This window comes from Rothia sp. HMSC058E10, assembly GCF_001809415.1.
GTDB classification, from domain to species: Bacteria; Actinomycetota; Actinomycetes; order Actinomycetales; family Micrococcaceae; genus Rothia; species Rothia dentocariosa.
Genome location: NZ_KV797643.1, coordinates 105,074 through 131,433 on the forward strand (window position 1 = coordinate 105,074; position 26,360 = coordinate 131,433).

The 26,360-nt window shown below is 53.0% G+C and carries 21 protein-coding genes, 1 tRNA gene and 1 other RNA gene; 11 read left to right on the forward strand and 12 right to left on the reverse strand.

Annotated features, from left to right (window positions below; genetic code table 11):
* Positions 1–217: 217 nt before the first annotated feature.
* The 7 genes from HMPREF2609_RS09810 to ffs all read right to left on the reverse strand — a co-directional run bounded on the left by HMPREF2609_RS09810 (position 218) and on the right by ffs (position 8,744).
* Positions 218–1,168: a 3-methyladenine DNA glycosylase gene (locus HMPREF2609_RS09810; protein ID WP_070536665.1), complete on the reverse strand. Its 951-nt coding sequence runs from the start codon at positions 1,166–1,168 to the stop codon at positions 218–220.
* Between the two features lie 50 nt (positions 1,169–1,218).
* The gene (locus tag HMPREF2609_RS09815) at positions 1,219–1,911 is read right to left on the reverse strand and encodes a PIN domain-containing protein (RefSeq protein WP_246824097.1); all 693 of its coding nucleotides are present in this window, start codon (positions 1,909–1,911) and stop codon (positions 1,219–1,221) included.
* A complete protein-coding gene (locus HMPREF2609_RS09820) occupies positions 1,905–2,372 on the reverse strand; it encodes a helix-turn-helix domain-containing protein (RefSeq protein WP_037232110.1) in 468 nt (155 codons plus the stop codon). The genes HMPREF2609_RS09815 and HMPREF2609_RS09820 overlap by 7 nt, the downstream gene beginning before the upstream one ends.
* Positions 2,373–2,607: 235 nt before the next feature.
* The gene (locus HMPREF2609_RS09825) at positions 2,608–3,903 is read right to left on the reverse strand and encodes an aspartate kinase (RefSeq protein ID WP_070450847.1); all 1,296 of its coding nucleotides are present in this window, start codon (positions 3,901–3,903) and stop codon (positions 2,608–2,610) included.
* A gap of 189 nt (positions 3,904–4,092) precedes the next feature.
* Positions 4,093–5,229: a recombination mediator RecR gene (gene recR, locus HMPREF2609_RS09830; RefSeq protein WP_070536667.1), complete on the reverse strand. Its 1,137-nt coding sequence runs from the start codon at positions 5,227–5,229 to the stop codon at positions 4,093–4,095.
* 42 nt (positions 5,230–5,271) lie between these two features.
* Positions 5,272–8,157, reverse strand: a complete 2,886-nt coding sequence (locus HMPREF2609_RS09835; protein WP_070536669.1) for a DNA polymerase III subunit gamma and tau — start codon at positions 8,155–8,157, stop codon at positions 5,272–5,274.
* Between the two features lie 496 nt (positions 8,158–8,653).
* An RNA gene (gene ffs / locus HMPREF2609_RS09840) (signal recognition particle sRNA small type) lies at positions 8,654–8,744 on the reverse strand.
* Between the two features lie 152 nt (positions 8,745–8,896).
* Between ffs and HMPREF2609_RS09845 the strand changes: the two genes are divergently transcribed.
* The 3 genes from HMPREF2609_RS09845 (at position 8,897) to HMPREF2609_RS09855 (ending at position 12,261) form a co-directional block, all read left to right on the forward strand.
* Positions 8,897–8,981: transfer RNA gene (locus HMPREF2609_RS09845), tRNA-Ser, on the forward strand.
* A gap of 208 nt (positions 8,982–9,189) precedes the next feature.
* Complete coding sequence (locus HMPREF2609_RS09850; protein WP_070536671.1) at positions 9,190–11,913, forward strand: ATP-dependent DNA helicase; 2,724 nt, start codon at positions 9,190–9,192, stop codon at positions 11,911–11,913.
* Between the two features lie 39 nt (positions 11,914–11,952).
* The gene (locus HMPREF2609_RS09855; protein ID WP_004006550.1) at positions 11,953–12,261 is read left to right on the forward strand and encodes a type II toxin-antitoxin system VapB family antitoxin; all 309 of its coding nucleotides are present in this window, start codon (positions 11,953–11,955) and stop codon (positions 12,259–12,261) included.
* A gap of 121 nt (positions 12,262–12,382) precedes the next feature.
* On the opposite strand, the gene HMPREF2609_RS09860 is transcribed toward HMPREF2609_RS09855, so the two are convergent.
* Both HMPREF2609_RS09860 and HMPREF2609_RS09865 read right to left on the reverse strand, forming a co-directional pair.
* A complete protein-coding gene (locus HMPREF2609_RS09860; RefSeq protein ID WP_070536673.1) occupies positions 12,383–13,069 on the reverse strand; it encodes a TetR/AcrR family transcriptional regulator in 687 nt (228 codons plus the stop codon).
* Between the two features lie 142 nt (positions 13,070–13,211).
* Entirely contained in the window at positions 13,212–14,105 is an 894-nt protein-coding gene (locus tag HMPREF2609_RS09865; protein WP_070536675.1) for an alpha/beta hydrolase, read from the reverse strand.
* Positions 14,106–14,304: 199 nt separating this feature from the next.
* Between HMPREF2609_RS09865 and HMPREF2609_RS09870 the strand changes: the two genes are divergently transcribed.
* The 5 genes from HMPREF2609_RS09870 to HMPREF2609_RS09890 all read left to right on the forward strand — a co-directional run bounded on the left by HMPREF2609_RS09870 (position 14,305) and on the right by HMPREF2609_RS09890 (position 21,053).
* Complete coding sequence (locus tag HMPREF2609_RS09870) at positions 14,305–15,030, forward strand: queuosine precursor transporter (RefSeq protein ID WP_013398444.1); 726 nt, start codon at positions 14,305–14,307, stop codon at positions 15,028–15,030.
* A gap of 366 nt (positions 15,031–15,396) precedes the next feature.
* Positions 15,397–16,851 carry an amino acid permease gene (locus tag HMPREF2609_RS09875; protein WP_070536677.1) on the forward strand — a complete coding sequence of 485 codons (1,455 nt, stop codon included), beginning with the start codon at positions 15,397–15,399 and terminating at the stop codon, positions 16,849–16,851.
* 177 nt (positions 16,852–17,028) lie between these two features.
* Positions 17,029–18,573 (forward strand): amino acid permease, encoded by a 1,545-nt coding sequence (locus tag HMPREF2609_RS09880; protein WP_070536679.1) that lies wholly within the window; start codon positions 17,029–17,031, stop codon positions 18,571–18,573.
* A 494-nt stretch (positions 18,574–19,067) separates the two neighbouring features.
* Complete coding sequence (locus HMPREF2609_RS09885) at positions 19,068–19,568, forward strand: acyl-CoA thioesterase (protein WP_070536682.1); 501 nt, start codon at positions 19,068–19,070, stop codon at positions 19,566–19,568.
* 291 nt (positions 19,569–19,859) lie between these two features.
* Complete coding sequence (locus tag HMPREF2609_RS09890) at positions 19,860–21,053, forward strand: MFS transporter (RefSeq protein WP_070536684.1); 1,194 nt, start codon at positions 19,860–19,862, stop codon at positions 21,051–21,053.
* Positions 21,054–21,224: 171 nt separating this feature from the next.
* Here the strand turns inward: HMPREF2609_RS09890 and HMPREF2609_RS10825 are convergent, their stop codons facing one another.
* On the reverse strand, positions 21,225–21,458 hold the full coding sequence (locus tag HMPREF2609_RS10825; RefSeq protein WP_141745279.1) for a hypothetical protein: 234 nt from the start codon (positions 21,456–21,458) through the stop codon (positions 21,225–21,227).
* Position 21,459: 1 nt separating this feature from the next.
* Between HMPREF2609_RS10825 and HMPREF2609_RS09895 the strand changes: the two genes are divergently transcribed.
* From HMPREF2609_RS09895 to HMPREF2609_RS09905, 3 genes are all read left to right on the forward strand, one after another.
* Complete coding sequence (locus HMPREF2609_RS09895) at positions 21,460–22,020, forward strand: DUF6318 family protein (protein WP_070536686.1); 561 nt, start codon at positions 21,460–21,462, stop codon at positions 22,018–22,020.
* 414 nt (positions 22,021–22,434) lie between these two features.
* Positions 22,435–23,271 carry a hypothetical protein gene (locus tag HMPREF2609_RS09900; RefSeq protein ID WP_070536688.1) on the forward strand — a complete coding sequence of 279 codons (837 nt, stop codon included), beginning with the start codon at positions 22,435–22,437 and terminating at the stop codon, positions 23,269–23,271.
* Positions 23,272–23,555: 284 nt separating this feature from the next.
* Positions 23,556–24,266, forward strand: coding sequence for a hypothetical protein (locus HMPREF2609_RS09905; protein ID WP_070449668.1), 711 nt, complete (start codon positions 23,556–23,558; stop codon positions 24,264–24,266).
* A gap of 145 nt (positions 24,267–24,411) precedes the next feature.
* Here HMPREF2609_RS09905 and HMPREF2609_RS09910 read toward each other — a convergent pair whose 3' ends face one another.
* A complete protein-coding gene (locus HMPREF2609_RS09910) occupies positions 24,412–24,912 on the reverse strand; it encodes an SRPBCC family protein (RefSeq protein ID WP_048753498.1) in 501 nt (166 codons plus the stop codon).
* Between the two features lie 25 nt (positions 24,913–24,937).
* Positions 24,938–26,239, reverse strand: a complete 1,302-nt coding sequence (gene tgt / locus HMPREF2609_RS09915) for a tRNA guanosine(34) transglycosylase Tgt (protein WP_048754561.1) — start codon at positions 26,237–26,239, stop codon at positions 24,938–24,940.
* Between the last annotated feature and the right edge of the window lie 121 nt (positions 26,240–26,360).

Consider the following 26,360-nt stretch of genomic DNA (forward strand, 5'->3'; position numbering starts at 1 on the left):
TGCACCGCGCTGAGTCACCGCACAAGCCGTGCAGGACAATCACCACTAAGTAAATAACGATCGCTGAAAATATTCACCGAATACATACGGGCTTGAGGAGTGTGGCACTTCAGAAAAGCTCGAAGATGCTCCTCGGGATGAAAAAGACAGGCTATCGCGATAGATAAACTCAACCACAAGTATTTCTCCCTCGTTTTCCGGCGGGGGAGAAATTAGTTTAAGCCACAGCGGCGCGATCGAGAGCGCCCTCAATCTGACTCAAGACGCGACGGCGCAGCGTTACCGAACGCTCCGAAAGCTCGCGCTGATGCCGCACATACTCGGCTTTACCCTCGGGGGTCTCTACTTTGATGGGCTCATAACCCCAATCGAGAAGGTCGTACGGTGCGGCGCGCATATCGAGTTCGCGCGCATCCCAGGCAAGCTCAAAACAGTCCATCACGAGCGCCGAATCGATGAGCGGGATCAGCTTGTATGCCCACTTGTAGACGTCCATATTGGCGTGCAGGCAAGCGGGCTGTTCTAGTGTGCGCTGCGATTCACGGGTGGGCTGCAGCTCGTTCATGGGCGCCGCCTGAGGCATGAAAAACCGGAACGCATCGAAATGCGAGCAGCGGATGCGGTGGGACTCAACCACCCGGTCGGTGCCTTCAGCACCCAAGCGCAAATCCAGGTAGTCGTGACGAATATTGTTCTGAACTGATTTATACGCCATAGCCCATTCGTGCATACCAAAGCACCCAAAAAACGCTTTTTTATCGGCTGTATTTGACAGAATTTCGCGGGTGAACGTGAGGGCGGTGCCACGTTTGTCCACGAATTGGGGTACATCCACGCGAACCGCGTCGCCGCGTTCGGCATGGGTGTGTGCATCGTCGGGGGAGAGCCCAGCTGAAAGGAGCTCGTCCTCGGTTGCAGCGCGGTAGAATTTCCAGCTGGTGCGCTCGGCGGCATCCAGCAGAATGACACCAGCCCCCGGATGCCAGCGCTTGAACTGACCGGGCTTGAGCGTGTAGTACGTAAACAGAAAATCCTCGACCGGATGCGCCTGCCCCCGCTCGCGCCGCCACACAAACGGGTCAGCAAAACGACCCGCCCGGCGCTCATGCTCCTTCGCATAAGCACGCCAGAGCGAGCCGTCAAGTACCTGTAGCACTTTGGGAGTCATTCTTCTAGACTAAACTATCTGCTGCGCAGGGCGTATAAGGGAGCGCAAGATCATGAGGACGGAGGGAACGGAACATCGGCGCTTTCCGTAAGAATTCGGTCGATAGCAGAGGCGACATTCGGGCGGTTAATAATATTTGTTCGTAAGAATCGGGCAAACGTAGGAGCGAGAGGTCTCTGAATATTCCCTCGTCTATCTTTTGTGCGGTCTAGCGCCTTACATACATCGATATCTTTATAGCCGCGACTAAGGGTGTACTTTACATGTTTAACGTACACTTGAGCGAAGAGGGAAAGGGACGAGAGCTCTGTGAGGTGCATGAGAAAATCGTCGGCGCTGAAGGTCTCATAGTTTTGTGTTAGCTCTGATTCTGTGGTGCTCGCATAGGCAAGGAGCTTTACGTCGTCAGTGACGAGAATATGCATACCGCAGTACTGGGCTGCGGCATGTACATGAAGATCATCTTGGTCGGGGTACCCCTCGACAGAGCCTACAGGAAAACCTTCGAGTGGCTGACCGGTTACTTTGAGAATCTGCTTTCGCCATGTGGATATTACTCCGTCATCAAGCGTTGGCTCATTGCGGCGCACTCTGTACCCAAACTCATCAAGAATTCCCCATGAGATATATGGCGTGAAGAGTTGATATTTGGACTCTTTTGCGAGCATTAAGATCCAGTCCCGCAGGGTCTTGCTCATCAGGATATTGGTATCGAGCAGGACGGAATAATCACGTGTTACCACGCAGGGCCCCCGAGTACATCTACAAGGTTATTTTCTTCTTCGAACGCCCAGAGGTCTTGGAGCGCTTGTTTGCTTTCGGCAACCTTTTTTTCCAGTAGTTTCTTGCGGAACCTATCGGCATCTTCGGTACGAACGCGGAAATGGGATCCAACCTTGTGAGCTGGCAGCTCTCCCGAGCGGATTGCCTTCATGAGCGTAGGGCGAGAAATGCCGATGCGCTGTGCGGCCATTGTGGTCGTCAGATCGTGCGGGATGGTCTGAATGTCGATGTGCTGTCCTTGAGCCAAAGCATGCAAAACCTGAGAGATGACCTGATTGAGCGCATCCCCGATTTGTCCACTTTCCGCTCCGGAAACGTTGAGTGAAATCGTGGTTTCCTTCGCTTGGGCAAGGAGGTGCTGTGCCTCGGCACGAGCCTGAGAAATAGTTTCATCACGCAGATTGGGAATAGTTACAGACATAAGCTTTCCTTTCGTGCGCAGACAGTCGGTGACCATGAAGAATAAGAGTTTCGACGGGAACCAGCTGCAATGGTGCGCTAGCGTTACAAATACCAGCGTATCAAATATCTGAAATAAGTGAAGCGCATAAATCGATATTTCACATAAAGAAGGTAGATGAGTTTAAGAAGTAGGGGCGTCGGAAAGACAAAAATGTCCTTCCGACGCCCCTAACCCTTCTTGGAAGATAAGAAGTTTAGCGGCCTGTTCCGCCGTATACGGTGGCTTCGCCTTCGGCATCAAGCTCAAAAGCGGTGTGTACCGCGCGGACCGCCTCATCAAGCTTTGAGAGCTCGGTGATAACCGAGATGCGAATCTCGGAGGTCGAAATCATCTCGACGTTCACGCCCGCATTGCTCAGCGCCTCAAAGAAGGTAAACGAGACACCCGGGTTGGTCTTCATGCCCGCGCCCACAAGCGAAAGCTTACCCACCGCCTCGTTGTAAATAACCTCCTCAAAACCGATCTCGGCCTGGGTCTTCTCAAGTACCTGCAACGCCTGCGGACCCTGCGCCTGGTTGAGCGTAAAGGAAATATCGGTCACGTTCGGGCGGTCGGTCGAGACGTTCTGCACGATCATATCGATGTTAATCTTGGCCTCATTGAGCAGACCGAAAACCTTAGCGGCAGATCCGGGGATATCGGGTACGCCCACCACGGTAATTTTTGCCTGTCCACGGTCGTGTGCAACGCCAGAAATCAGGGGCTGTTCCAAGGGAATCTCCTTCACATGGGTGGGGGTTAGTTCCGCGGAATTTTCCGGGATAACAAGAGTGCCTTCAAGATTCGAGAATGACGAACGCACATGCAGTTTCAGATTGAAACGGCGGGCGTACTCCACGCTGCGCAGATGCAGAATCTTTGCGCCATTTGCCGCCATCTCAAGCATTTCTTCACTTGTGACAGTATTGAGTTTATGCGCGGTTGATACGATGCGCGGATCGGCTGTGAACACGCCGTCCACATCCGAATAAATCTCGCACACATCCGCGTGAAGCGCCGCCGCAAGAGCGACCGCCGTAGTATCTGAACCGCCGCGACCGAGGGTCGTAATGTCACCGCTCTGGCGGTTAACACCCTGGAACCCCGCTACAATCGCGATGTTTCCGGCCTCAACAGACCGGCGAATACGGTCTGGATTGACTTCCACAAGCCGCGCTGAACCATGTACGCCGTCGGTAATCATGCCCGCCTGGGAACCCGTGAAAGACTGCGCCTTCGCGCCTAGATCGTTGACCGCCATCGACAGAATAGCCGTCGAGATGCGCTCGCCCGCAGTCAGGAGCATGTCGAGCTCGCGCGAGGGGGTAACGGTAGCGGTTACTTCAGCGGCAAGGTCGAGTAGTTCATCGGTGGTGTCGCCCATCGCGGAGACAACCACGACCACATCATTGCCCGCTTTTTGGGTGTCCACGATGCGCTGGGCGACGCGTTTGATACCCTCGGCATCCGCGACGGAAGAACCGCCGAACTTTTGGACGATCAGGCTCATTGAATTCTCCAGGTCAGTATTGAGTATGCCACCGGCTAGTTTACCGGCTCTTTACATAGTAGGCGGGTGCGGCGCGCGGTGGGAATTGTGCACGTATGTGTATTAGAACGTGAAATATGAAGAACTGTTACGGATGACTCTGCGGAACCGAGCGGTGCACATCCCACTTTTATAGAACGGCAGGGCTTATTAGCTCCACGGGTTAACGTATTTGGCACCGGGCAGAGGCGGAACCTCCGGGGTGGGCGTGCGTAAGGGCTCCTCCTGGATTTTGCGGATGCGCGCCTCATAATCCTCCGACCGGTGCGCGTGGGTGCGGTAGGCATCAGCGCGCGTAATATCCACCGGAATCTGCTCAGCCTGAGCCGCCGATTTATGGGACTCGGGCGGGGTCTCTTGAGGGGAATCTGGCGTGTCTTCGGAACTCGGGGCGTCTGCCTGGGCAGAATTATCGAGCGCCTGTTCGATAAGCGCCTCATCAACGGTAGTCTGCGTGCCAGGTGAGGGAGAATTATCTGTACGAGGATTATCGTTCTTCGCGTCGCGCGGATCGTCAGAGGAAGAATCCTCGGGCTCACCCTGGGAATCATCAAGGTCGTCGAACATGCTCCCGCTCCAGCGTTTACGCGGCGCCTTTGGCTCAGCATCAGCGCGCTCACGTTCCGCCTGCTCTTCGTCAACCACCTGCTCAAAATCTTCGGCGGCATTCGCCTGGGCGATACTTGCGCCTTCGCTGATCACGCGGCGCCCCTCAAGCGCGCGCCCGAGCGTAATCTCGTCTGCATATTCCAGGTCGCCGCCGACGGGCAGACCGGATGCCAGCCGTGAGAGGCGAATGCCCAGCGGAACCAGCATTCGCGAAAGGTAGGTTGCGGTCGCTTCGCCCTCAAGGTTAGGGTCCATCGCTAGAATAATCTCTTGAATACGCTCATCTGCCAGGCGCGAAACCAGCTCACGAATGCGCAGCTGCTCGGGACCAAGCCCCGCTAGCGGGTTAATAGCCCCGCCCAGCACATGGTAACGCCCAGTGAAGGAACGGGTGCGCTCAATCGCCACCACATCCTTGGATTCCTCAACCACGCAAATCAGGCCCGGGTCACGCCGATCATCACGGCAGATAACGCACTGCTTCGTCTCCGAAACGTTGCCGCATATTTCGCAAAAGCTCACACTCGATTTGACCTTCGAAATCGCGTTGGTCAGGCGTGCCATGTCTGAGGCGTCAGAGTTGAGAATATAGAAGGCGATGCGCTGCGCCGACTTGGGACCCACCCCCGGCAGGCGACCAAGTTCATCGATGAGATTTTGGACTGCGCCCTCGTACATGCTTCTCCTCGTCTGTGTGTGCTGTGAGCGCGTTGTGCCGCGCTAAATCTGATGGAGCGGACGTTCGTCGATTACTTTGCCGCCAATAATCTTTTCGATGGCGCGTAAACCGATATGAACGCTGTTCTCAATTCTTTCGTCGTCATCGGAAACGACATCTTCTTCATCGCTCTGCTCCTGCTGCGCGCGTTGTCCGCGTGCCGGGGCAGTCTCCTGCTCGGGTTCGGCGGGCGGCTCTTCGGGTTTTGTGTCCGCTGAATCCGGCCGCTGAGCCAGGGGTGGTAAAGGTGAGACCGGGGCGGATGCGGCAGCCTCCCGAGCCGACTTATTCCCCGCAGCCAGCGGTGCAGATGCGCTTGGCGCCGGGATATTGCTGAACTCGGCATTCTCGGCGGTATCTACAGACTCAAGGGAAACTGAGGGGGAAGAGCCCTCACCCTGCGTCTCGCCCGGATCCGGCGCGGAATCGTCCACCGGTTCATCATGGTTGCCGGCATCCTGAGGATCTTTATTACCGCTATCCTCACCCTGTTCGTGCGGACTCGGAGAATCCTGCTGCGGAATCCCGCTGCCCGAAGCCGCGAAGGAATCGCGCTCGCCAAAACCGCCCTCGGGAACCCTCGTATTCCCGCTATCTTCGGGTATTTCAGGGGGTACAGGCTCGGTTTCGGGAGGCAAGTTCGCTTGCGCCTCCGAGGATGCGCTGGGCTGAGACGGGGAATCTTGAGGCGCTGTATCTTGCGGGGAAGAACCGGGCTGTGATGCTGCGGCGGGCTGGCCCTCAGCCGCATCGTTTGGGCGTAGCTCGGCGGGGGAATCCTCGGAATCTTGCGGAATAGGCGCGACCTCCCAGGCCGTGATGGGCGCATCTACGTTGGTTGTACCCTGTGATGCCGCCTCTTGCCCGGACGGGACGGGCTGCCCGTGACGGTTCCACGCATCCACGCCGCCACGCGGGCCGTCAGCGATCGGCGCGGGATCAGAAGATTTCTGGTTCGCGGCGGGTGCCTGGGCAGGGCGTGCATCTGGCTGGGTTTGGGGACGCGCAACCTCGGCACGCACACGCACCTGCTCACGCAGAAAATCGCTTACGCGCGCGCTCAACTCCGGCACAAAAGAAGCGACCGCCTTGAGTGTAGGCATATCTGCCCGCACATACAGTTCGCCGCTAATCAGACGCACGGGTTCAACCTGTAATAGTTTTTCGGATGCGCCCGGCGCACTCACCCGAGCAATCACGGCACGCCAGTTGGCACGCACCGAGGCAAGCGGGTCTTCTGCATCCGCGACGGTAACGCGCTTGACGGGAGTTTCCTGCGCGACCGATGGTTCTGAGGGAGCCGAACGGGATGGTGTGGGCTCCAAAGGCGCAGCTTCGGAAGATCCTGTACCTTCTGCGGCAGAGGCCAACGGCGCTGAATTCTGAGGCGCGGAACCCTGAGACTTCTGAGTCTGGGGCGTCTCTTTTTGCTCGCCTTCCGTTTCAGACTTAGGCATCTGCTGATTCGTGTTCTGCCCTAAAACGGGGCCGCGATGCTGTGCCGATGCGTTCGTAGCCTCGGCACCAGCCGCCTTCTTTGATGCTCCGCCGCCTGCCGCCAACGGGGGAGCGGCATGCTGCGCGGGAGCTTGACGTTCGGCGGAACCGCCAGCGCTGGGCGATACGTTATTCTGCGCGCCGGAAGGCGTACTCTGACCCACTGCGGGATTTCCCGAGCGTCCCCCGCGTTGAGGCGCACCCACCCCACCGGCGGCAAGACGACGTTCGAGCGCATCCAGTCGAGAGGTCAAGGCAGTAATATCGCCGCCAGCACCGCCCGAATTGCCCGCAGGAACTAGCAGCCGCGCACATAGCAGTTCAAGCTGCAGCTGCGGGTTGGTGGCACCGGTCATAGAGTTAAGCACTTCGTTTACGGTGCTCGCTGCGCCAGTCAGCTGAACCGTGGTGAAGGCTTGCGCCTGCGTTTTGAGGCGTTCTATCTGGTCGGCGGGAACGCCTTGCAGAATCTGCGCTGCATTCTGCGGCACCGCCTGCACCACAATCAAATCGCGCAGGCGTTCGAGCAGGTCTTCGACGAAACGGCGGGGGTCTTGCCCGGTCGCCACCACCCGCGAGACCGCCTCGAAGAGGGAGGGCGCATCCTGGGCGGAAAACGCATCAATCACGTTGTCGAGAAGTTGGGCGTGCGTATACCCAAGCAGGGCGACCGCGCGGTCGTAGCTAATGCCGGATTCGGTGTTGGCACCGGCGATAAGCTGGTCAAGAATGGAGAGCGAGTCGCGCACGGAGCCGCCGCCAGCACGGATGACGAGTTGAAGCACGCCGGATTCGACGGGTACGTTCTCTTCGCTGCAGAGCTTTTCGAGGTAGGGCAGAAGAACTTCGGGCGGTACCAGCCGGAACGGGTAATGGTGGGTGCGTGAGCGGATGGTTCCGAGAACCTTATTTGGCTCTGTGGTGGCGAAGATGAATTTGATGTGCTCGGGCGGTTCTTCCACGATTTTGAGCAGGGCGTTGAATCCTTCGCGGGTGACCATATGTGCTTCGTCGATGATGAAGATTTTGTAGCGGTCGCGCACGGGTGCGAGGGTTGCACGTTCACGCAGGTCGCGGGCGTGGTCTACGCCGCCGTGGGATGCCGCATCCATTTCGATGACGTCGAGGGAGCCGCCGCCGTCGCGGGAGAGTTCGCGGCAGGAGTCGCATACGCCGCAGGGGGTGGGGGTTGGTCCTTGGGCACAGTTGAGGCAGCGTGCCAGGATGCGTGCGGAGGTGGTTTTGCCGCATCCGCGTGGGCCTGAGAAGAGGTAGGCGTGATTGACGCGGTTGTTGGTGAGTGCGGCAATGAGCGGTTCGGTGACGTGTTCTTGCCCGATGACTTCGGCGAAGGTCTCGGGGCGGTAACGGCGGTAGAGTGCTGTGCTCACGGGTGACCTTCTGGTTGACGATGCGGGGTTCTACACTATTTTAGTTCACGGATACACGCTTGGGGCTTGGTTTCGTCATCGGCGTGGGATGGTTTATGCCTAAATTCTCGCCTGTGAGAAATGGCAGGCAGGTTATCTCAGATAAGTCTCTTGAAGGCATAAAGCGGGAGCGTTTTCTTCATTCGGGAGCACTTTAATTGCTCCCGAATGAAGAAAACTCCCGAATGAAGAAAACGCTCCCGAAGTCTAGAAGAACCTAGAATCCACCTTCGACGCTGAAACGGAAAACATCATTTTGCCAAAAAACACTAGAAACCCAGAGACACTTGCCCCTCCCGCCCCAAGGGAAACGAGATGCAGGTGCATCATGGCTACAGGATTTCTAAGCGCCTAGGGATGTCAGCAAGCGAGGAACGAGCGTAGCTGACAGGGGCCCTGTAAAGCTGGGAAATCCTGTCAGCCTGATGCACTGTGTAATGCATCCGAAGTTTAACGATAAAACCTCTTACGCACCCGTCATAGCTCGAATACCCTTGCTACCTTCCGGTCCTGGGGGAGTTTTCCAAGATAACGCCACGTAAGAGGCACGTACCAGTCTACCTGATTTTGTGGTGGTTGTGAACTTGGTGCCGGGGCCTTGGGGCGGCTAGTGGCATTGGGCACTTTCGTTGGGGCAGAATTGCCTTAGTGTTGGGTTCCCTGTATAGTTTTATCCGTTCGCCCTTTTGGGTGTTTTGTTGGAGGATTCGCCTAGCGGCCTATGGCGCACGCCTGGAACGCGTGTTGGGTTCACGCCCTCGGGGGTTCAAATCCCCCATCCTCCGCTCTTTCCCCGGCTTCGAGTTTTCGAGGTCGGGGATTTTTACATGCTTGCCGTTTTATGCTCGGGGTATAGTGTCTTCCTACCTGGCTAGAGAATATTTGAAGATTTTTCTCTTTATGAACATGGAATCATGAAACTTACAGTATAACTTGATATTCTAGAGTACATTGAGTGTTAATTGCAGCCCGAAAATAGTAAAGGACCATGATATGAGTTCGATTGATGAACACATCAGATCTACAGATGAAGTAATCACGCAAAATATTAGTAATCTTGCTGATAGTAGAGGACTTTTGTCTCAGAATATATTATCGCAACTACGAAATCTTGTAGAGGCTGTTGCTTCCAGGATCATGTCGCAAAATGGTGATATTGAATATGAATACTCTATAGTCCAAGAAGGTTTAGAGTATATTCGTACTAGAGGACAGTACTCTTTCTTAAGTAAATTTCATAGACTATTGCAAGTAAGTGCATCACATTATACATTTAAAGGTGACGGATCAGAAAGATTAATGCTTAAATACTATGAGTATTTGCTAAGATTACGGAGTGTGGTGGAGAATGAGCTTGACATTAAGATACTTCAGAATATAGAACTATTTCCAATTGATCTTGATCCGTCAATACATGAATATCATGAAAAAATTGCTGAAGTTATTGAGAGTACGCAAACTAGCACCTCTATCTCGCTTCAAAAAACTGGCCGTTATTATATTCATAGCATTAAACCCTTTTTTGCCAATTATAAAATTTATTACGAGGTAACCTTTTATAAAGCTATCGATAGAATCGATAAATTCAATAGAAACATAGCATTCACCAGTATTGATATTATTGATAAGTATGCTGCTAATCTTACGTTAATACCAGCGTCTATTAATGTTCTTGAAAACGAGATGGATATATTTATTATATCTGATTGGCAGGTTTCAATCCGCCCGTGTGAATTTAATAATTTTGCTAAAATTTTTGGACAAAATAGGAGAATTAATACGAAAAGCCTTGAGTATAGAAATCTTATGGGATACCTAACAAGAAAATCCTGGAATTTATTAGATATTATAGATATGAATGATTATTTATATAATGAAATAAAAAAAGATATTATTCAAGAATCAAGAAGGTATCAAATTTTTCATATTTTAGATGAAGCTCGTAAAATTATTGAACAAAATAGTCCAGGAAGAAACATAATTCGTTATTTGTTGCTCCGAATGAATAACCGAGTTATAAAGAAACAATGGAATAATAGAGGTGTATGCTCAAGATTGTCTAATCTGAATCTAAAATATGGGTGCATCCCATTTGAGGATATGCCTTATTGTTCGTCTCCCATTGGTCATATTCCTCATTTCTGGGACCTAATTGAAAGTATAAACCCTGCGGGTAGAAAACATGAGTTTATTGCCCGTAAGGTAAAAGGAAATACTGAGTATCATGGTGTTATCTATACTCCTATTAGTGAGTTAACTGACGAGCCAGAAAATTTAAGTTCTCTAAAATCATCCATTGATTTATATAATAAGAAACTTTATTCTAAACACGCTGAGAATCGCCAAATGATAATTAAGAATGATCATGTATTTATTAAGGAGTATGAAAATAATATTGCCTACATTATTGAAAATATCCAAGGTTATGTTAGCGAAGGACTAGAGGGATATAGCGATATTGTTAATAAATGGTTAAATGAAAATTCCAATAGGATAGATGATCCTTTAAAAAATAAAATTATTGAAAATATCTTTAAGGAATCAAAAATTGCTGTTATCTATGGAGCTGCTGGTACAGGAAAGTCTACGATGATAAACTATGTTTCTGAGGTTTTTGAGGAAAAAACAAAACTATTTTTAGCAAATACTCATGCAGCGGTTGATAACTTGAAGCATCGTGTATCAAATAAGAATAGTAAATTCCAAACAATTGCTAGCTTTCTTCAGAATAATAATTTGGAATATGAGCTTCTTGTGATAGATGAGTGTAGTATGGTAAATAACGAAAATATGGTTGAAATTCTAAAAAATAGTCAATTAAAAAGTTCTTTTAAAAATTTATTACTTGTTGGCGACACCTATCAAATCGAGTCTATAAAATTTGGCAATTGGTTTGACATTATACGTTCATTTATTCCAGAATCTTCCGTATATGAATTAAGTACGCCTTATAGAACACAGAGTAAGTCATTGATTGATTTTTGGACAAGCGTACGTGAATCTAAGGATGACGTTACAGAGAAGATTGTGCGTCATGGATATTCTGCTCCACTTTCTTCCTCTTTATTTAATATATCGAATAATGATGAAGTTATTTTATGTCTTAATTATGATGGTCTTTATGGTATTAATAATATTAACCGTTTTCTGCAGACTGCAAATAAAAACAAATTTTGTGATATAGGAGTTGAACGTTATAAAGTGGGCGACCCAATACTTTTTAATGAGACACAGAGATTTGGTCAAGAGATTCATAATAATGTTAAAGGTAAAATTATTAACTTTGAATGGATTGATGGTGGAATTCAGTTTGATATACAAATCGATAAAAACAATATATCTACTCGTGATGGTAGTTCCGATCATAAATGGATTAATGAATCTACGGTTAGGTTTGAAGTCTATGATTTGGGTAGCACTGATGAAGATGATGACTCAGACAATACAACCGTACCTTTCCAAGTTGCTTATGCTACTTCAATTCATAAGGCTCAGGGACTTGAATATGATTCTGTAAAGATCGTAATTACTGATGCTAATGAAGACGATATAACTCACAATATTTTCTACACAGCAATCACGAGGGCACGAAAGAACCTGATGATCTTCTGGACCCCAGAAACGGAGCAAGCTATTATCAGTCGGTTGGAGCATAGGACAAACACAAAAGATATTGCACTTCTCAAAGCCTGGCGCGGGCTCAAGCCTCTGAAATAACATTTCGATCCAGCGGATGAAGCATTCTAGAATGTAGATATGATTTTCAAGAAGGTTGGTTCTTCGCGCCCGTATCCTGAGCATCATTTGTCGCATGCTGATTGGGGTAATGTGCCTCCGCAGCAGGTGCGTCTTGATGCGCTGATTACGACGCAGAAGACGCTTGACCTTGAGACGCTGCTTGCGGAGGATTCCACGTTTTATGGGGATTTGTTTCCGCATGTGGTGAAGTGGCGTGATGATTTGTACCTGGAGGATGGGGTGCATCGGGCGTTGCGTAATGCTTTGCATCGGCGTGCGGTGATGTATGCGCGGGTGCTTGATTTGGATCAGGTTCCGGGTTTTTAGCCGGATGCGCGTTCGCTCCTCGTAGCCAACTTGTGGAGATGAAGAAAACCCCTGACGTAGCGGTCGGGGGCTTTCGCGTTTAACGCTGGTTCGTTTTCTGTCGGACGGGGGGCGAGTGTCTTTAGGATGCGACGGTTAGGTTGGTCGTTTTCTCGCTTTTGTTTGCTTGAGTTTCTTCGATTTTGAGGGGGTTCCCGTCTGCATCAAACCGGGCGCCCAGTCCCATCTGGATGAACCTGATGGTGCTTTGAATCTGGCGTTCGCGGGTTTGTACGTCGGGGGCATCTTCGGCGCGTCCGGCGCTTGAGGAGAGCGAACCGTGCACGAGCATTGCAAGTTCGCGAATGTCGTTTTCGGGTATGTATTTTTCGGTGATGGCGTCGGAGAGGATGTTTGCCAAAACCATTTGCAGTTCGCTTACGTGTTTGCCGAGGCGCGCGTAGGATTCGGGTGAGAGCATGGAGCGCATGGCGGGCCCGGGGGGAAGGTGCCTGCGGGCGAGGTCTTCGATCTGCAGGCGAATATAGACGGCGAGCTGATCGATGGGGTTGGTGACTCCGGCGATCCCTTCATCAAGTTCGTGCAGGAACCGTTCGGTTTCGTCAAGGGCGTAGGCAACCAGGAGTTCGCCCATGTCAGCGAAGTAGTTGTAGACTGCTGTGCGACCAATACCGGCGTTTTTGGCGACGTCGGTCATGGTGAGTCCGGGGAGTCCTCGGGAGTAGAGGAGCTGACCGAAAGATTCGAGGATGGCACGTTTGGTATTTTCGCGCTGAGCGGCGTTTGTTGCGGCAGAAATACGAGGCATAGTGACACTTTACCGCAGAACGTCAATAAATTGCGACTGTGGCACAAAAAATTACCGAAAAACTTGAGATATTTCTCAACGAGCGCATCACGCCCTGACTAGGAATGAAAATACTGTGCTCGGAAAATTTAGAAGCCCCGGCTTAGAGGTAGCCCAGCCGTGTGGCGGCACGCAAATCGTCCCGAATCAAAGAGGTCAGCGGATACCCACGATGCCCCTGCTTTGGCAGAATACGCAGCATGGTGCGTGCCTGCCGTCCCCGGTAAAACTCTTCACCCTCATGAGCTGCACGCTGCGCTGACCAGATCTGGCCCGCAGAAGCCGGTGCTTTGCCGTCACGGTCTCCCACATGCCAGCTGAGCAGCATCCCGTTTAGGGAGCGGCTGGGCCCACGGAAGCGCTGCGGAATGCCGTCGGAACCGCCTCCGCCGATCATGGATGCGCCCCCGCCCAGCAGCCAGTCGTTGGAATGCGACAACAGTTCGTAGGTAATAAATTCCGCTCCGCCCGAATACCCGGCAAGCCAGATGCGCGTGCGATCGTATCCGTAGCGTTCGGCGAGGTCGGCGGCAAGGGCACGAAAAACACGACCGTTCCTGCGGGCACGCACCCACCAGGTGGTTGTGGGGTCATTGAAAACGGGTGCTTCAAGGGTTCCTGGTGCCAGCACGGGCACGCACAGCATACGATGTTCGCGGGCAATATCGGCGAGGTCGCGGCGCAAACTGGAGGTGCGGCTGAGCAGCCTGCTGTTGGAACGAAGCAGGTAATCGCCGTCAAAGAAGAAAAGAATTCCGGGCGGCTCGGTCTGGGCAGCCTCAAGATAGTGTGCGTTATCAACCCGATAGTGCAGGGTTCGTCCGTAGGCACGATAGGGGAGGTACCCGATGAGTTCGCTGGAGGAAACGAGCAGGGGTTCCAGAACTGAACCGGCGCGGCGGGCACCGCGCATCGCCGCCGAAATGCTTCGGGGCAAACGCGGGATGTGCGCGGTTGTGCGGCGCACGGATGAGCGAGCAGGTTCTTGGTGACCCATATTTATAGTTTAAGAGGAGGCAGCCTGCACCGTAAAAAGGCTCGTGATGCGAATAAATTGGCGAAACTACGCTTTATCACCTCAAGAGCCTTTTTAGGTTCTCACTCAAACGGAGTTACTGGGTAAGATAGTGAGTGCTCGGGTGGCAGACGAGCATAATCTCAAAACAACATTCACATCAAATCTTTCAGGGAGAACTATGTCTACCCCCGCTAAGGCACCGCAGGATATTACGACCCCGCCGTGGGCAAAGCGTCGCAGCTATTTTGACCTGCTGCTGGGCGCATCCTGCGTGATTCTGATTATTTCGAATATTGCGGCTACGAAAGGTATCGAATTCGGGCCGCTCCCATTTGAGCTTCCGCCGTTCACGAACGGCAACTTTATCCCCAGTGACGGCGGTTTCTTCCTGTACCCGCTGGCCTATGTACTCGGCGACGTGCTCTCTGAGGTGTACGGGTTTAAGCGTGCTCGCCGGGCTATTATCGCCTCGTTTGTGGCAGCGGCGTTTGCTGCCGGATGCTTCCTGCTGACTGTTGCCCTGCCGCCCGCCAGCTACTATGAGAATCAAGAGGCGTTCGCCATTATTCTCGGTCCCGTATGGCAGATTTTTGCCGGGTCGCTGCTGGGGTATTTGACGGGTCAGCTTCTGAACGCTTGGGTGATGGTCGCCATGAAGAAGGCCACCTCCGGGCGGTTTATGTGGGCGCGTATGATCGCTTCAACCCTCGTGGGTGAGCTGGCGGACACCATTATTTTCTGTGCGATTGCTTCGCCTATTCTGGGGATTACCAGCTTGGATCAATTCATCAGCTACACCCTGGTCGGGTATGTGTATAAGTGCCTGGTTGAGATTGTGCTCATGCCTATCAGTTACCCGGTGATTGGCTGGTTCAAACGGCACGAGATCGAGTACGACGGTTAGGCTGATGCTGCACACCGCCGTGAAAAATTGATGATGTGGCGAGAAGCAGATGGGTTGTCCGCTTCTCGCCATTAATATTTGTGGCGCTGTATCCTTGTGCGGTGGGTGGCGCATCCTATGCACAAATTTGCATTACGTCGTGGAACACCCAAAAATAACCAAACTCTGAGAATCATAGGGAAAATCTGTTTCGCCACGCACAAACCCATGCAAAAAGTTGCATAGATGATGCTCGGCGCGGGATAGTTATTCGATACGCCTTTGCCACATTTGCTACAGACCGGGTACCGAGCCGCGCTCGGTTTCGACGCGACATACGAGGGCAGGCGCCCAACCGATGAACGAAAAAATGGAAAGCACCACCTGATGAGTAAAGCACAGGACGCCTCAGCACCTAAGACGGCACCGGCAGAAAACGGCGAACTGAAACGTTCCCTCTCGCACGGTCAAATGACTATGATTGCGATGGGTCTCGCCCTGGGGACCGGCCTCTTTCTGGGCTCTGGTTCCGCCATTAAAATTGCGGGACCCGGTGCTATCATCGCCTACGCTGTTGGCTCCATGATCGCCGCTATTATCGCGGCATGCGCGGGCGAAATGGCGGTTCGCCACCCCGTTCCCGGCGGGTTCGGCACCATCGCAACCAGATACCTCAGCCCCTACGCCGGGTATATCGGCCGTTGGGCATATTGGGCAACCACTGTGCCGCTGACCGGCGCCGAACTCGTGGCGGTCGGCAAATATTTCTCGTACTGGTTCCCCGCAATTCCGCTGTGGGTGACGGTGGCAGCCTCCGGCATCCTGATTCTCATCCTGAACCTGGTGAGCGTTAAATCCTTCGGAGCCCTAGAATTTTTCCTCTCTTCCATTAAAGTAATTGCGGTTATCGTCTTTATCGTGCTGGGGCTGCTTCTTGTGTTCGTTGGCCTGCCCGGACACGCTGCGGTGGGTACCGCAAACCTCGTGAACGACGGTGGGCTTCTTCCCAACGGACTCGGCGCCGTCTGGGTTTCGATGGCAATTGTGATGTTCTCTTTCGGTGGTGTTGAGATGCTTTCCATCTCCGCCGCAGAGGCGCAGAACCCGGCCCGTTCGGTACGCACTAGCGTCAAGGCCATGATCTGGCGGCTCTCCAGTTTCTACGTGCTCTCGATGTTGATTATTCTGTGCCTGATGCCCTGGCAGCAGGCGGCGCAGACCGGCAAAGACCTCAGCCAATCGCCCTTCGTGATGGTGTTCTCTGAACTGGGCATTCCTTATGCGGCAGATATTACCAACTTCGTGATTCTGATCGCCGCGCTTTCTGGCGCGAACGCCTCGCTGTATGCGGCAACCCGCCTGCTCCACGCGCTTGCGGGCGATAAAATGGCACCCACGTTTGCGGGCACCACGAACCATAACGGCGTGCCCGTCACCGCGCTTATGCTCTCTTTTCTGGGTGTGGTGATCGCATCTGTCATGGCGGTGGCAGAAATCAGTAATATTTTCGAGCTGCTGATGGCCCTGGTCACCCTGTGCATTTTGGTTGTGTGGATTATGATTTTGCTGACCTATCAGGCATACAAGAAGCACCAGGGGAACTCCTCAGGATTCACCGTCTGGGGTGGGCGCATTACGGCGGGTGTGGGGCTTGCCGGGGTCCTTGCTACACTGGTCGCCCTTTTCATGCTTCCCGATTCGAGCGCCGTAGTATCCGTGCAGGTGGGCGTGGTGTTCTTCGCCATTATCTCCGTTTTCTACGTGGTGTTGGCGAAAAAACGCGGCGGTTTCCCGCGTGCCGATCTTGATGCGCTTGCCGAACAACAGAAGGAAGACGCATAGCCTGTTGCTATACCACGAGCAGATAGTATTTTGACGAGAAGATAGCGCTATCTTCTCGTCAAAATACTATCTGTTCGCGGTTAATACGGGCGATGTACTACCCTAGAAACACACTCATTCTTTGACATTTTCACAACATCACAGTCCAGGCACTCAGAACCCGAAGAAGGCTTAAACATGACCGACGGCCACACCCCTCAACCTGCTAAGGGGCATAGAAGCGGCGCTGCGCATCCAGCTGGCGGAGCACCACGCAATAAATCCGCCCGCGCCGAACTCAAGCGTTCCCTCTCGCACGGACAGATGACCATGATCGTTATGGGCTCGGCGCTTGGCACCGGCCTATTCCTGGGGTCCGGGCGGGCAATCGCTATGGCCGGACCAGCCGTTATTCTTGCGTATGCTATCGGCTCGGCGCTCGCCTCCGTCATAGGTGCGGCCACTGGCGAGATGGCGGTGCGTTATCCGGTGCGAGGCGGTTTCGGCGCTATCGCCACCAGGTACCTTGGTCCCTATGCCGGGTTTCTCACACGCTTAGCCTATTGGACCGCAACCGTGGTCATTACCGGCGTGGAACTGGTCTCTGTGGCTACCTACCTGAATTACTGGTGGCCGCAGCTGCCTCTGTGGGCGGGCATCGCGGTATTCGGTGTCGCAATTATTATCCTGAATATCACGAGCGTGAAATCCTTTGGGGCGCTCGAATTTTTCCTCTCGTCCATCAAAGTTATTTCGGTGATCGCCTTTATTCTGGTGGGTCTGTGCCTGGTATTCTTCGGACTGCCCTCACATGCGGCGGTCGGCACCGCTAATCTTGTCAATGATGGCGGGTTCATGCCTCACGGGTTCGGCTCGGTCTGGCTTTCACTGGCGGTCGTGATGTTCTCATTCGGCGGTATTGAGATGATTTCTATCTCCGCCGCAGAAGCCAAGGATCCTGCCCGATCGGTGCGTTCCAGTGCGAAGGCTATGATGATTCGTTTGGCAACGTTCTATGTGCTGGCGCTGTTTATTGTGGTGTCGATTATTCCGTGGCGTTCGGCGGGCGAGCTGGGGGAGAAGGTTGAAACCTCCCCGTTCGTTCTGGTTTTCGATCAGTTGGGCATTACGGGCGCGGCGCATTTCGTGAACTTTGTGGTGCTTATTGCGGCGCTGTCCTCGGCAAATGCTAACCTGTATGCCGGTGCCCGCCTGATGCACTCGCTGGCGACCGACCGTATGGCGCCTCGCGCGCTGGCAGCGGTGAACGCCTCCGGGGTGCCTTCGCGTGCCGTATGGGTTTCCACCAGCGGCGTTGTTATCGCTATTCTGCTGGCGCTATTTAGCCCGCAAGAAGCATTCCTCTCCATGATCTTCCTGATTATGGTGTGTGCGCTCACCGTGTGGGTGCTGATTCTGCTTGCGTATATTGTGTACCGGCGGGTTGAGGGCAAAAGCTCGGCATTCCGCCTGTGGGGCGGGCGCATGACGGCAGGCGTGGGCATTATGGTGCTTTTCGCCGTGTGGGTTGCCCTGTTTATGGTGCGTGGTTCGCTCATTCCCGCGATTGTGGGCGTGGGGTACTTCCTGGTCCTGACGATTGTGTACTTTGCGCGTGTGAAACACACACTCACGGTTGATGAGGATGCGTTTGCCGAGGCACAGCAGGCTTCCAGTGATCACGCCACAGCCTTAGAGGAGGAAGAGGAGGCGTTGAAAACCGCCTCTGAGTTCGGTCGCTAGAGCGCTTTGCTGATGCGGCGCATGCTGGGTTTCGTCGCTGAAGTGCGGAGTGATGAGTGCTCTGCCGCAGCCATCACCATAATATTTTGCAGGGAAACCTCAAGTGATGATGATTTTATCTATTATGTAGTACTTGAAGGTTTTGTGGGTATTCTCAAAAGACCGCGAAATTCACAAAAAGTTTTTCTGTAACAAACCCGCAATAATGCATCATAGGCTTACAAGAGGGTCTATAGTTATTGGTGAACCGTATGATCTTGTATGCGTTCAAATGTCTGTGTGTTGGGTGTTCCCCGGAGGCGGTGATGCTTCCGGGGAACATCATATTTAAGGCTATTTAAGATGTCTTGGTGGTATTAGATAGCGTTCTAGCGAGATTTTCTTGCCGCATACTGTATGAAGTCAGGATGACTGTATGTTGGTGAAGATATGACCATAAAACTTTACCCATATACGTATTTATGCATAAAAATGCACAAGGTAGAGTTAAGAGCATGAACGCACATCAATCCACTGCGAACCCATCAACTTCGATAACCGGCGAATCCGGTCTGACCGTGCAGGTGCCGCCGCGCTGGGGTGATATGGATGCCTACGGGCACGTCAATAACGTTGCAATACTGAGCCTTCTCGAAGAGGCACGCATTGCCATCTTCGGACCGCCACCGTCTTCGGGGCAGAAACCGCAGAATTTGCCCGCACCGCCCATCCCGCTTTTTGAAACCCTGCCCGATGGAGTGCAGGCCCTTATCGCCGAACACGGGGTGCGTTATCTGGGGCAGCTTCCCTATACGGGTGAGCCGCTGGAGGTAAATGTGCGCGTCGAAAAGGTGAGTGCCGCCTCAGTGCGAGTGGGCTATAGTATCTATTCTCCGGTGGATCATGCCGAGTGCGTGCGTGCCTTCACTGTGCTGGCTTTTTGGGATGCACCTGCCGCCCGCCTCTCTCGCCTCACCCCCGAACAGCGCGAACTTTTGTCACAGCATATGCTGTAGCACTTTAACCGCGAGCAGATAGGATTTCGACGAGCAGATAGCAATCCGTTATCTTTTCGTCGAAATCCTATCTGCTCGCGGTATATAGGGTATGCGTGGAGGGGGGGGTATGGGACGAAGTCCGGTAGTCGGTCACCCTATCGTATACAATGTGATTTAGAAAACATGTCCGATGGTTTACCCGCGAGGACGCAAGGCAAAATACCACGTGAGGAGGTGCGTATCGTGCAGCAGATAGTGTTCGGCGGCGCAGAGGCATAGGCAACTATCCCTCTGAACCGAAACGAAAGCATGAAAAAACTAACTCAATACTTCAAAACTCCCCTTCTGCTCATCACCCTGATCGATGGATTCGCGGACGCATCCTTCGGGTTGATCCTCATTGTTTATATCTCGCGCATTGCCGAGCCCTGGTGGCTCACCGTCATGGCCGTCGGCGGGTTCTTCACCGGCATACTCTGTGGTCCTTTCACAGGTTGGGTTGCCGATCGTTTTTCGGGTCGAGCCTGCTGGTCTGGCTCCCTGGCCGTCTCCGCGCTCTGCGTGGCAGTCATCGCGTTTTTCCCGCATCCGGTCACTATCGTTGCCATGAGCGTGCTCAACGGGGCCGCCGGAAATCTCACCAACGCCGCCGAATTCAAACTACTGCCGAAGGCGCCGGGTATGACCCCGTCGAGCGCATCCGCCTCTATTGTGGGAATCGGTTCGTTCTGCTCGATCGTAGCCCCGCCTGTGGGCGCCTTCTTCACTACCTGGAACATGACCGCCACTATAGTAGGCTCTTCGGTACTCTTGCTGACTGCGGCAGTCATCGCCTGGTTTAACGTGCCAGCACGGCGCGATCACGAAATTTTCGATGCGGTTAAGCGCGATAGTTTTAAAGATATTTTCCTAGGATTCTCGGCTATTTCCAGCGCTCGCGCCCTGGTGATTTTCTTACCCGTGATGGCGGTCGTGGTTGCTTCCACCACGATGGAAGGCATCGCCGGGGTGTTCTACCTGCAATCCATCACGAACACTGCATTCGAGTATTCGCTCGTGTTGGCGATGTGGGCTGTCGGGGCGCTCATCGCTAGCGTTTTCTATGGGCGCGGATGGTACAAGCCGCAGCTGGTGAATGCGATTTTGTGGGGCGGATTCTTTATCGGTGTCGCGATTCTGCTGGAAGGGCTGGTGGCGAATCCTTGGATTGTGGGAGCTGGGTTTCTGGTAGGCGGGTTCTTCAACTCGATCCACAATATGGGTATTCGTGACATGGTGTATATGCAGGTGCCCGAGCATCGTCAGGGGCAGTGCTGGGCTCTTATCGGCTCGCTGTTTAGTTCGATGGTGCTTGTGGGTGACCTACTCGGTACGCCGGGAATACTGGGGGATGCGCGCACTATTGTCATGATCGGCGGCGCGACGGCAACCGGTGCGGCGGTGGTGAACCTGCTGCTGTATGCGCTGGCGCGTAACCGCACAGGGCACATCCATCGCGCTTAGATACGGTTAGAAGAGGAGTCGGTATGCAGAGAGTAGAGAGTTTAGGGTGAGGGTGAGCATAAGAAGTTATTAAAGTCATAGTGCAGAGCCTGAGGCAATCCGACCAGATATATGTGACCTATGATACTTTACATATGTCTAGTTTCTCACTGAATACACCCTAGAGAGGGGTTAAGCAATGTTATCTTTAGCTGTTAATCGTCGTACCGCACTCCTGTTCCTTGGTTCTGGTGCTGGGGCTATCTTGATGAGTGCATGTGGTGGGAATACGTCAAATACCGAAAGCTCTGCTTCGCCTCTCGCAAGCTCTTCATCTGCGAGCTCCACGTCGTCATCAGAAACTCCATCAAGCGCTTCGCCCAGCGCTAGCCCAAGCAGGCGGAATAGTTTCCAGCGAGGATTCAATGTGGAGCTTAATAATGCGGATATGGAGTATACGGGCGAGGGTTATATGTATTCCACGCGCGAAAAGCAAGGATATGGGTGGCCGCATCCTAAAAGGCCTCAAGAAATGAGTGAGAACTCTGAACTCGGGCTGTACTATAGCTGGGCATATGCATCGGCTGGAATAAGTTATGCCATGAAAACGGGTGACGATACGTATATTAAGCAGTCTGGAATGACTGAGGGCGATCAGAAGCTTTTTAAAAGTATTGCTCTTTTGGAAGAAACGCGTGAGGGTAAGTATTGGGAGGAGTCAGGTAACTTCGTGTATAGGCTAGAATCCGATCACCCCGAGAAAAAGGGTGAAGAATATTCTTGGCCTTATCAATTACAAATGTTTCATGGAGACTTCTACGTGCGTAACGGAGAAGTGCATGAAATTCCTGAGAATACCGATGGTTGGGGAAAGATTGTTTACTCCGCTGGAACCCTTAAGGCGAGGTATCTTGATGGTGCCTGGCAGATGGAAGGGTTCTTTGAAGGTATCGCTACCAATGTTGTTGGAAAACCCTTTGATAAATAGTCGGTTATTTATTTGAGAAAGATGCTGTTTCGCGTAGTAGCTTTTCTCTGGCTTGAGACCGCAGAAAAAAGTTCTTGGTGTGAACACAACACTAGATATTCCGCATTGTTCACACTAAGAACCTTTTTAGTATATATGAATAATATTTTATAGTTTTCTCAAAGTTTAAAAGGATAGCAGGGTATGCAAATTTTGAGAATAGTATATGGCTTAGTGCGAACGCTAGAATATCCAGAAAGCACTTAGAGAACCATGTGCGCGGGTCGTGAAAGAAAATAATACTAATTATATTTCATATCACTATAAAAACTTTAATGATAGTGTTCCTCATATGCACTCTGTATCAAAAGACGGAAAGCATTATATTCATCACACACTATGAAAAACTATCGTTATAAAAATTGAGGAGTACTTATGTCTACGAAAAAGATGTGTACTGCAGCCCTAACCGCGCTTGCAGTTCCAGCCCTGATTGGCTCGGCCATGGTGGTTCCTGCCCAGGCAGAGGTGCAATCGGGAACTAACCTGACCTATACTTCGCCCCAAAATGTGAGTTCGCAGTACCACGTTTACGCCGATAATATCGACTGGTCACAGCCCGTGGGCGTGGTGTTTTACTTCGATGGTGACTATAACCGGGACGACGTAGATAGCTCTTTCTTCTACAACCCTAAAGGTGACACCATGCAAGGTATGGCGAATGCAGCTCAGAAACACAACAAGGTCTTTGTCTCTGTGGATACGCCCGATGAATTCGACCCAAATAAAGCAAATGATTACGCCACTTGGTGGGAAAACGCTGATGGGAACGGCGACTACTTCCGCAGCTTTGCCCAGGAGTTTATCGCCGATTCAGATATAGATGAGTCGCAAGTGTGGCTTATGGGATACTCGGGCGGGGCCGAATTCATCACCTATGAGCTTGATGCCGATCAGCAGGGAACCTGGCGTTCCGGCGGTGGTTTCATCATGGTTGGCGGTGGCGGTGGAAAGAATGGGCGCATGGAGACCCAGGCACCGCAGAACATTAAATCGCAGCCCATGTTCTGGTGGGTGAACGAAAAAGATACTCTAGGCGCTACTACACCGGAATGGTGGGACGCTCTCAACACGGCTACAGCCGGTCACGACTGGTATACACGAGAAGGGTATAACACCCAGCCGATGAAAATCGACAAGAAAGAGACGACCTTTAATAACGCTCATACAGATTATGACCTTCCGGGCATCCTCGATCAGCTGTTGTCATAGTCAGAGGGATAACTCTCCGAACCTCTCTGGATAATTGCTTGGGGTACGCTTAAAAGGCTCTTGATACGAATGGAGCGGGATTTTCAACGCTTTATTCGCATCAAGAGCCTTTTTACGTGGAATAAATCATGATACTGATGCAGAAGGCATGAAGCCGAAGGATGGAACGGCAAACGAGGCATAGCAGGGTCGCCGCGGGGAAGTGGTGCAACCTTCATGAAGATCTTGAGAATTCCTGCACGGTTGTACAATGAAACTATGTCCCCACTGTTGAGGAGATCTCTATGAAAACTCGTTCTTTCGTGACTCTCGGTGCCGCCTGCCTGCTGGCGCTGACCGCCTGCTCGGGCGGCGGCGATACAAACGCGCAGAACACTGCCAGCGCCTCCTCCCCGCATCAAAACAGCTCTGCGAGCCGCAGCGCATCGGCAACCCCGAGTACAAGCGCGAAACCTGTTATGCCTGAGCGCACTCCAGTGGTCAATGATGACTCCACCATGCAGCCTTCCGCAAGTGCAAGCAACACCCCGAACCCCTCGAATTCCGCCCAGGTGTGGACCTCCCCGGGAGCGGTCAAGACGGGTACGGTCACCACCGCATCGGCTGACCCGAACGCGGGTAATCCCACGAATGTGCGTCGTGCAGGGGAGACTTGCGGGTCAATTCCTCAGCAGGGCCATCTGCGGGGCAGCAATGCACAGTTACGTGTGGTTGATGGCGTGGTGGATTGCGATTACGCCATGTCGATCATGACCCAGTACATCAACAGCACCCCCACGCCCGATAACCAGACCCAGCACTGGGTTATGCGCATTCAGGATGCCACCTGTTACTGGCGTCCGTTCTTGGACTATACCCCCGATCGCGGTGCACCCGAATGCGTTGTGGAAGGGCATAATATCAAGATCACGGCGCGTCTGGACGACCCAGAAGCTGCCATGCGTGCCTATAACGAACTTGACCCAAAGAACCCGGAATATCAGTCCGAAGATTAAGCTTCGCCAGTGTTCATAAAATACGGGTGGGGAGAGGACAGTTTCTTATAACAGAACTGTCCGCTCCCCACCCGTATTGTGCGTGGTCATTTGACGGCTAGTTACGGTGCTTTCCCTGCGGCAAAAGTCTCAAGGCTGCCTGAGCCTATGCCGCATCCTCTTTGAGCAGAGCATCTAGCCGCGCGAAGGTAGACCGCCAGCTGGCGCGTACCTCCTCGTGTACCGAAACCGGCATGGGGCCGATCTCCACGGTGATGCGCGTACCCTCGCCCACGCCCTCGGGGGTAATAACCGTTTCGGGAAAAAAGCGGAACCGCTGATAGACAACCACGCCTCCGGGGTTCCCTAAATGGTCCGGAAGCTGTTCGGCATATTCGAGCTCCTTGAGCGGATCAATAGCCAGAAACCGACTCTGCAGAACGCATGATACCGAGGCATCAAGCTCGTTAATCATCGATAGCCGCTGCATGCCGCCGACATAAGGTTCCAGCACAATATCTTCGGCACGGGTACGCCACCCCGTCGGACCATACCAGCGATGCAGCAGATTCGGGTTCAGAAACGCCCCGAACACCTGCTCGACGGGGGCGGCAATCTCATGGTCGAAGATGAGAAGTTCTTCGTCGGGAACCTTAGTGATGCTCATCGTACACTCCGTGACGGTCGTTGATTTAGGGCTTCTTACCAGAGTAATAGTTACCGAGGAATTCGTCACGGTACTCAAAGTAGGTGCCGTCTGCAATCGCGGCGCGCGCATCATCGACCATGCGCACAATAAACCGCTCATTATGAATGGAAGCGAGGGTTGCCGCCAGCCGCTCATCCGCCTTGAACAGGTGCCGCAGATAGGCGCGCGTATAGTGTGCGCACGTATAGCAATCGCACCCCTCATAGATGGGCGAGAAATCTGCCTTGAACCGGGCATTCGTCACGTTAAAACGTCCGGTGGGGGAGTAGAGCGCCGCGTTACGCGCCACGCGGGTGGGCGAGACACAGTCGAAGGTATCCACGCCGTTTTCCAGTCCCACAAAAATATCGTCCGGTTCCGAAATACCCAGCAGGTGGCGGGGCTTAGCCTCCGGGAGTTCTTCGGCGCACCAGCGCACAATGGTGCCTAGGTTCTCCTTTTCGAGGGCACCCCCGATACCGAACCCATCGAAAGGCATATCACCTAAATCGCGGCAGGCTTTGCGGCGTAAATCCTCATACTGCGCGCCCTGAATCACCCCAAAAAGTGCTTGGTAGGGTTTGCCCGTGCGCTCATCCGTGAGCCGTTCATGCTCGGCAATGCAGCGCAGCGCCCACAGACGGGTGCGTTCCAGCGCCTCTTCCTGGTATCCGCGGGAATTGTACAGAGTAGTCAGCTCGTCGAAGGCAAACATGATATCTGCCCCGATCTGATGCTGCACCTGCATTGAAACTTCGGGGGTGAAACGGTGAATAGACCCGTTGATATGGGATTTAAAATTCACGCCGTCATCATCAATATGCGCCAGGCGCTCCTTGCCGTGAGCTACATCGTCGTCGCCAATCGGGCGCCCGTCGGCACCCTTCGCATCGGCAACGGTTCCCATGTCAATCACCTTTTTGAACCCCGAACCCAGGCTCATCACCTGGAACCCGCCGGAGTCGGTGAAGGTTGGCCCGTCCCAGTTCATAAACCGCCCCAGCCCGCCAGCGGCATCTAGAATCTCGGGTCCGGGCTGCAGATACAGGTGGTAGGCGTTCGCCAAAAGCGCCTGCGCCCCGAGTTCCTTCATTGCTTCGGGAAGCACCGCCTTAACGGTCGCCTTCGTACCCACGGGCGTGAAGGCGGGAGTCTCAATATCGCCGTGCGGGGTGCGAATCACACCCGTGCGCCCCAAAAACTGCCCGCCATTAGCCTCAACACGCTCGGCAGACGGGGATGCGGTCTCGGCAAGGCGGCTCGTGACGGTAAAACCGAAGTCGGGGTGGGGGAACTCGTTGTTCATCTGTGCCTTTGAAATATACGGGTACGACCAGGGAAAATGCGCTTACTCCGGGGAGGAGTGCGCACGGCTATTATACAGGCGCGGCACGTCAGAGCATCTGCAGACCCGCGCCGTCTCACCC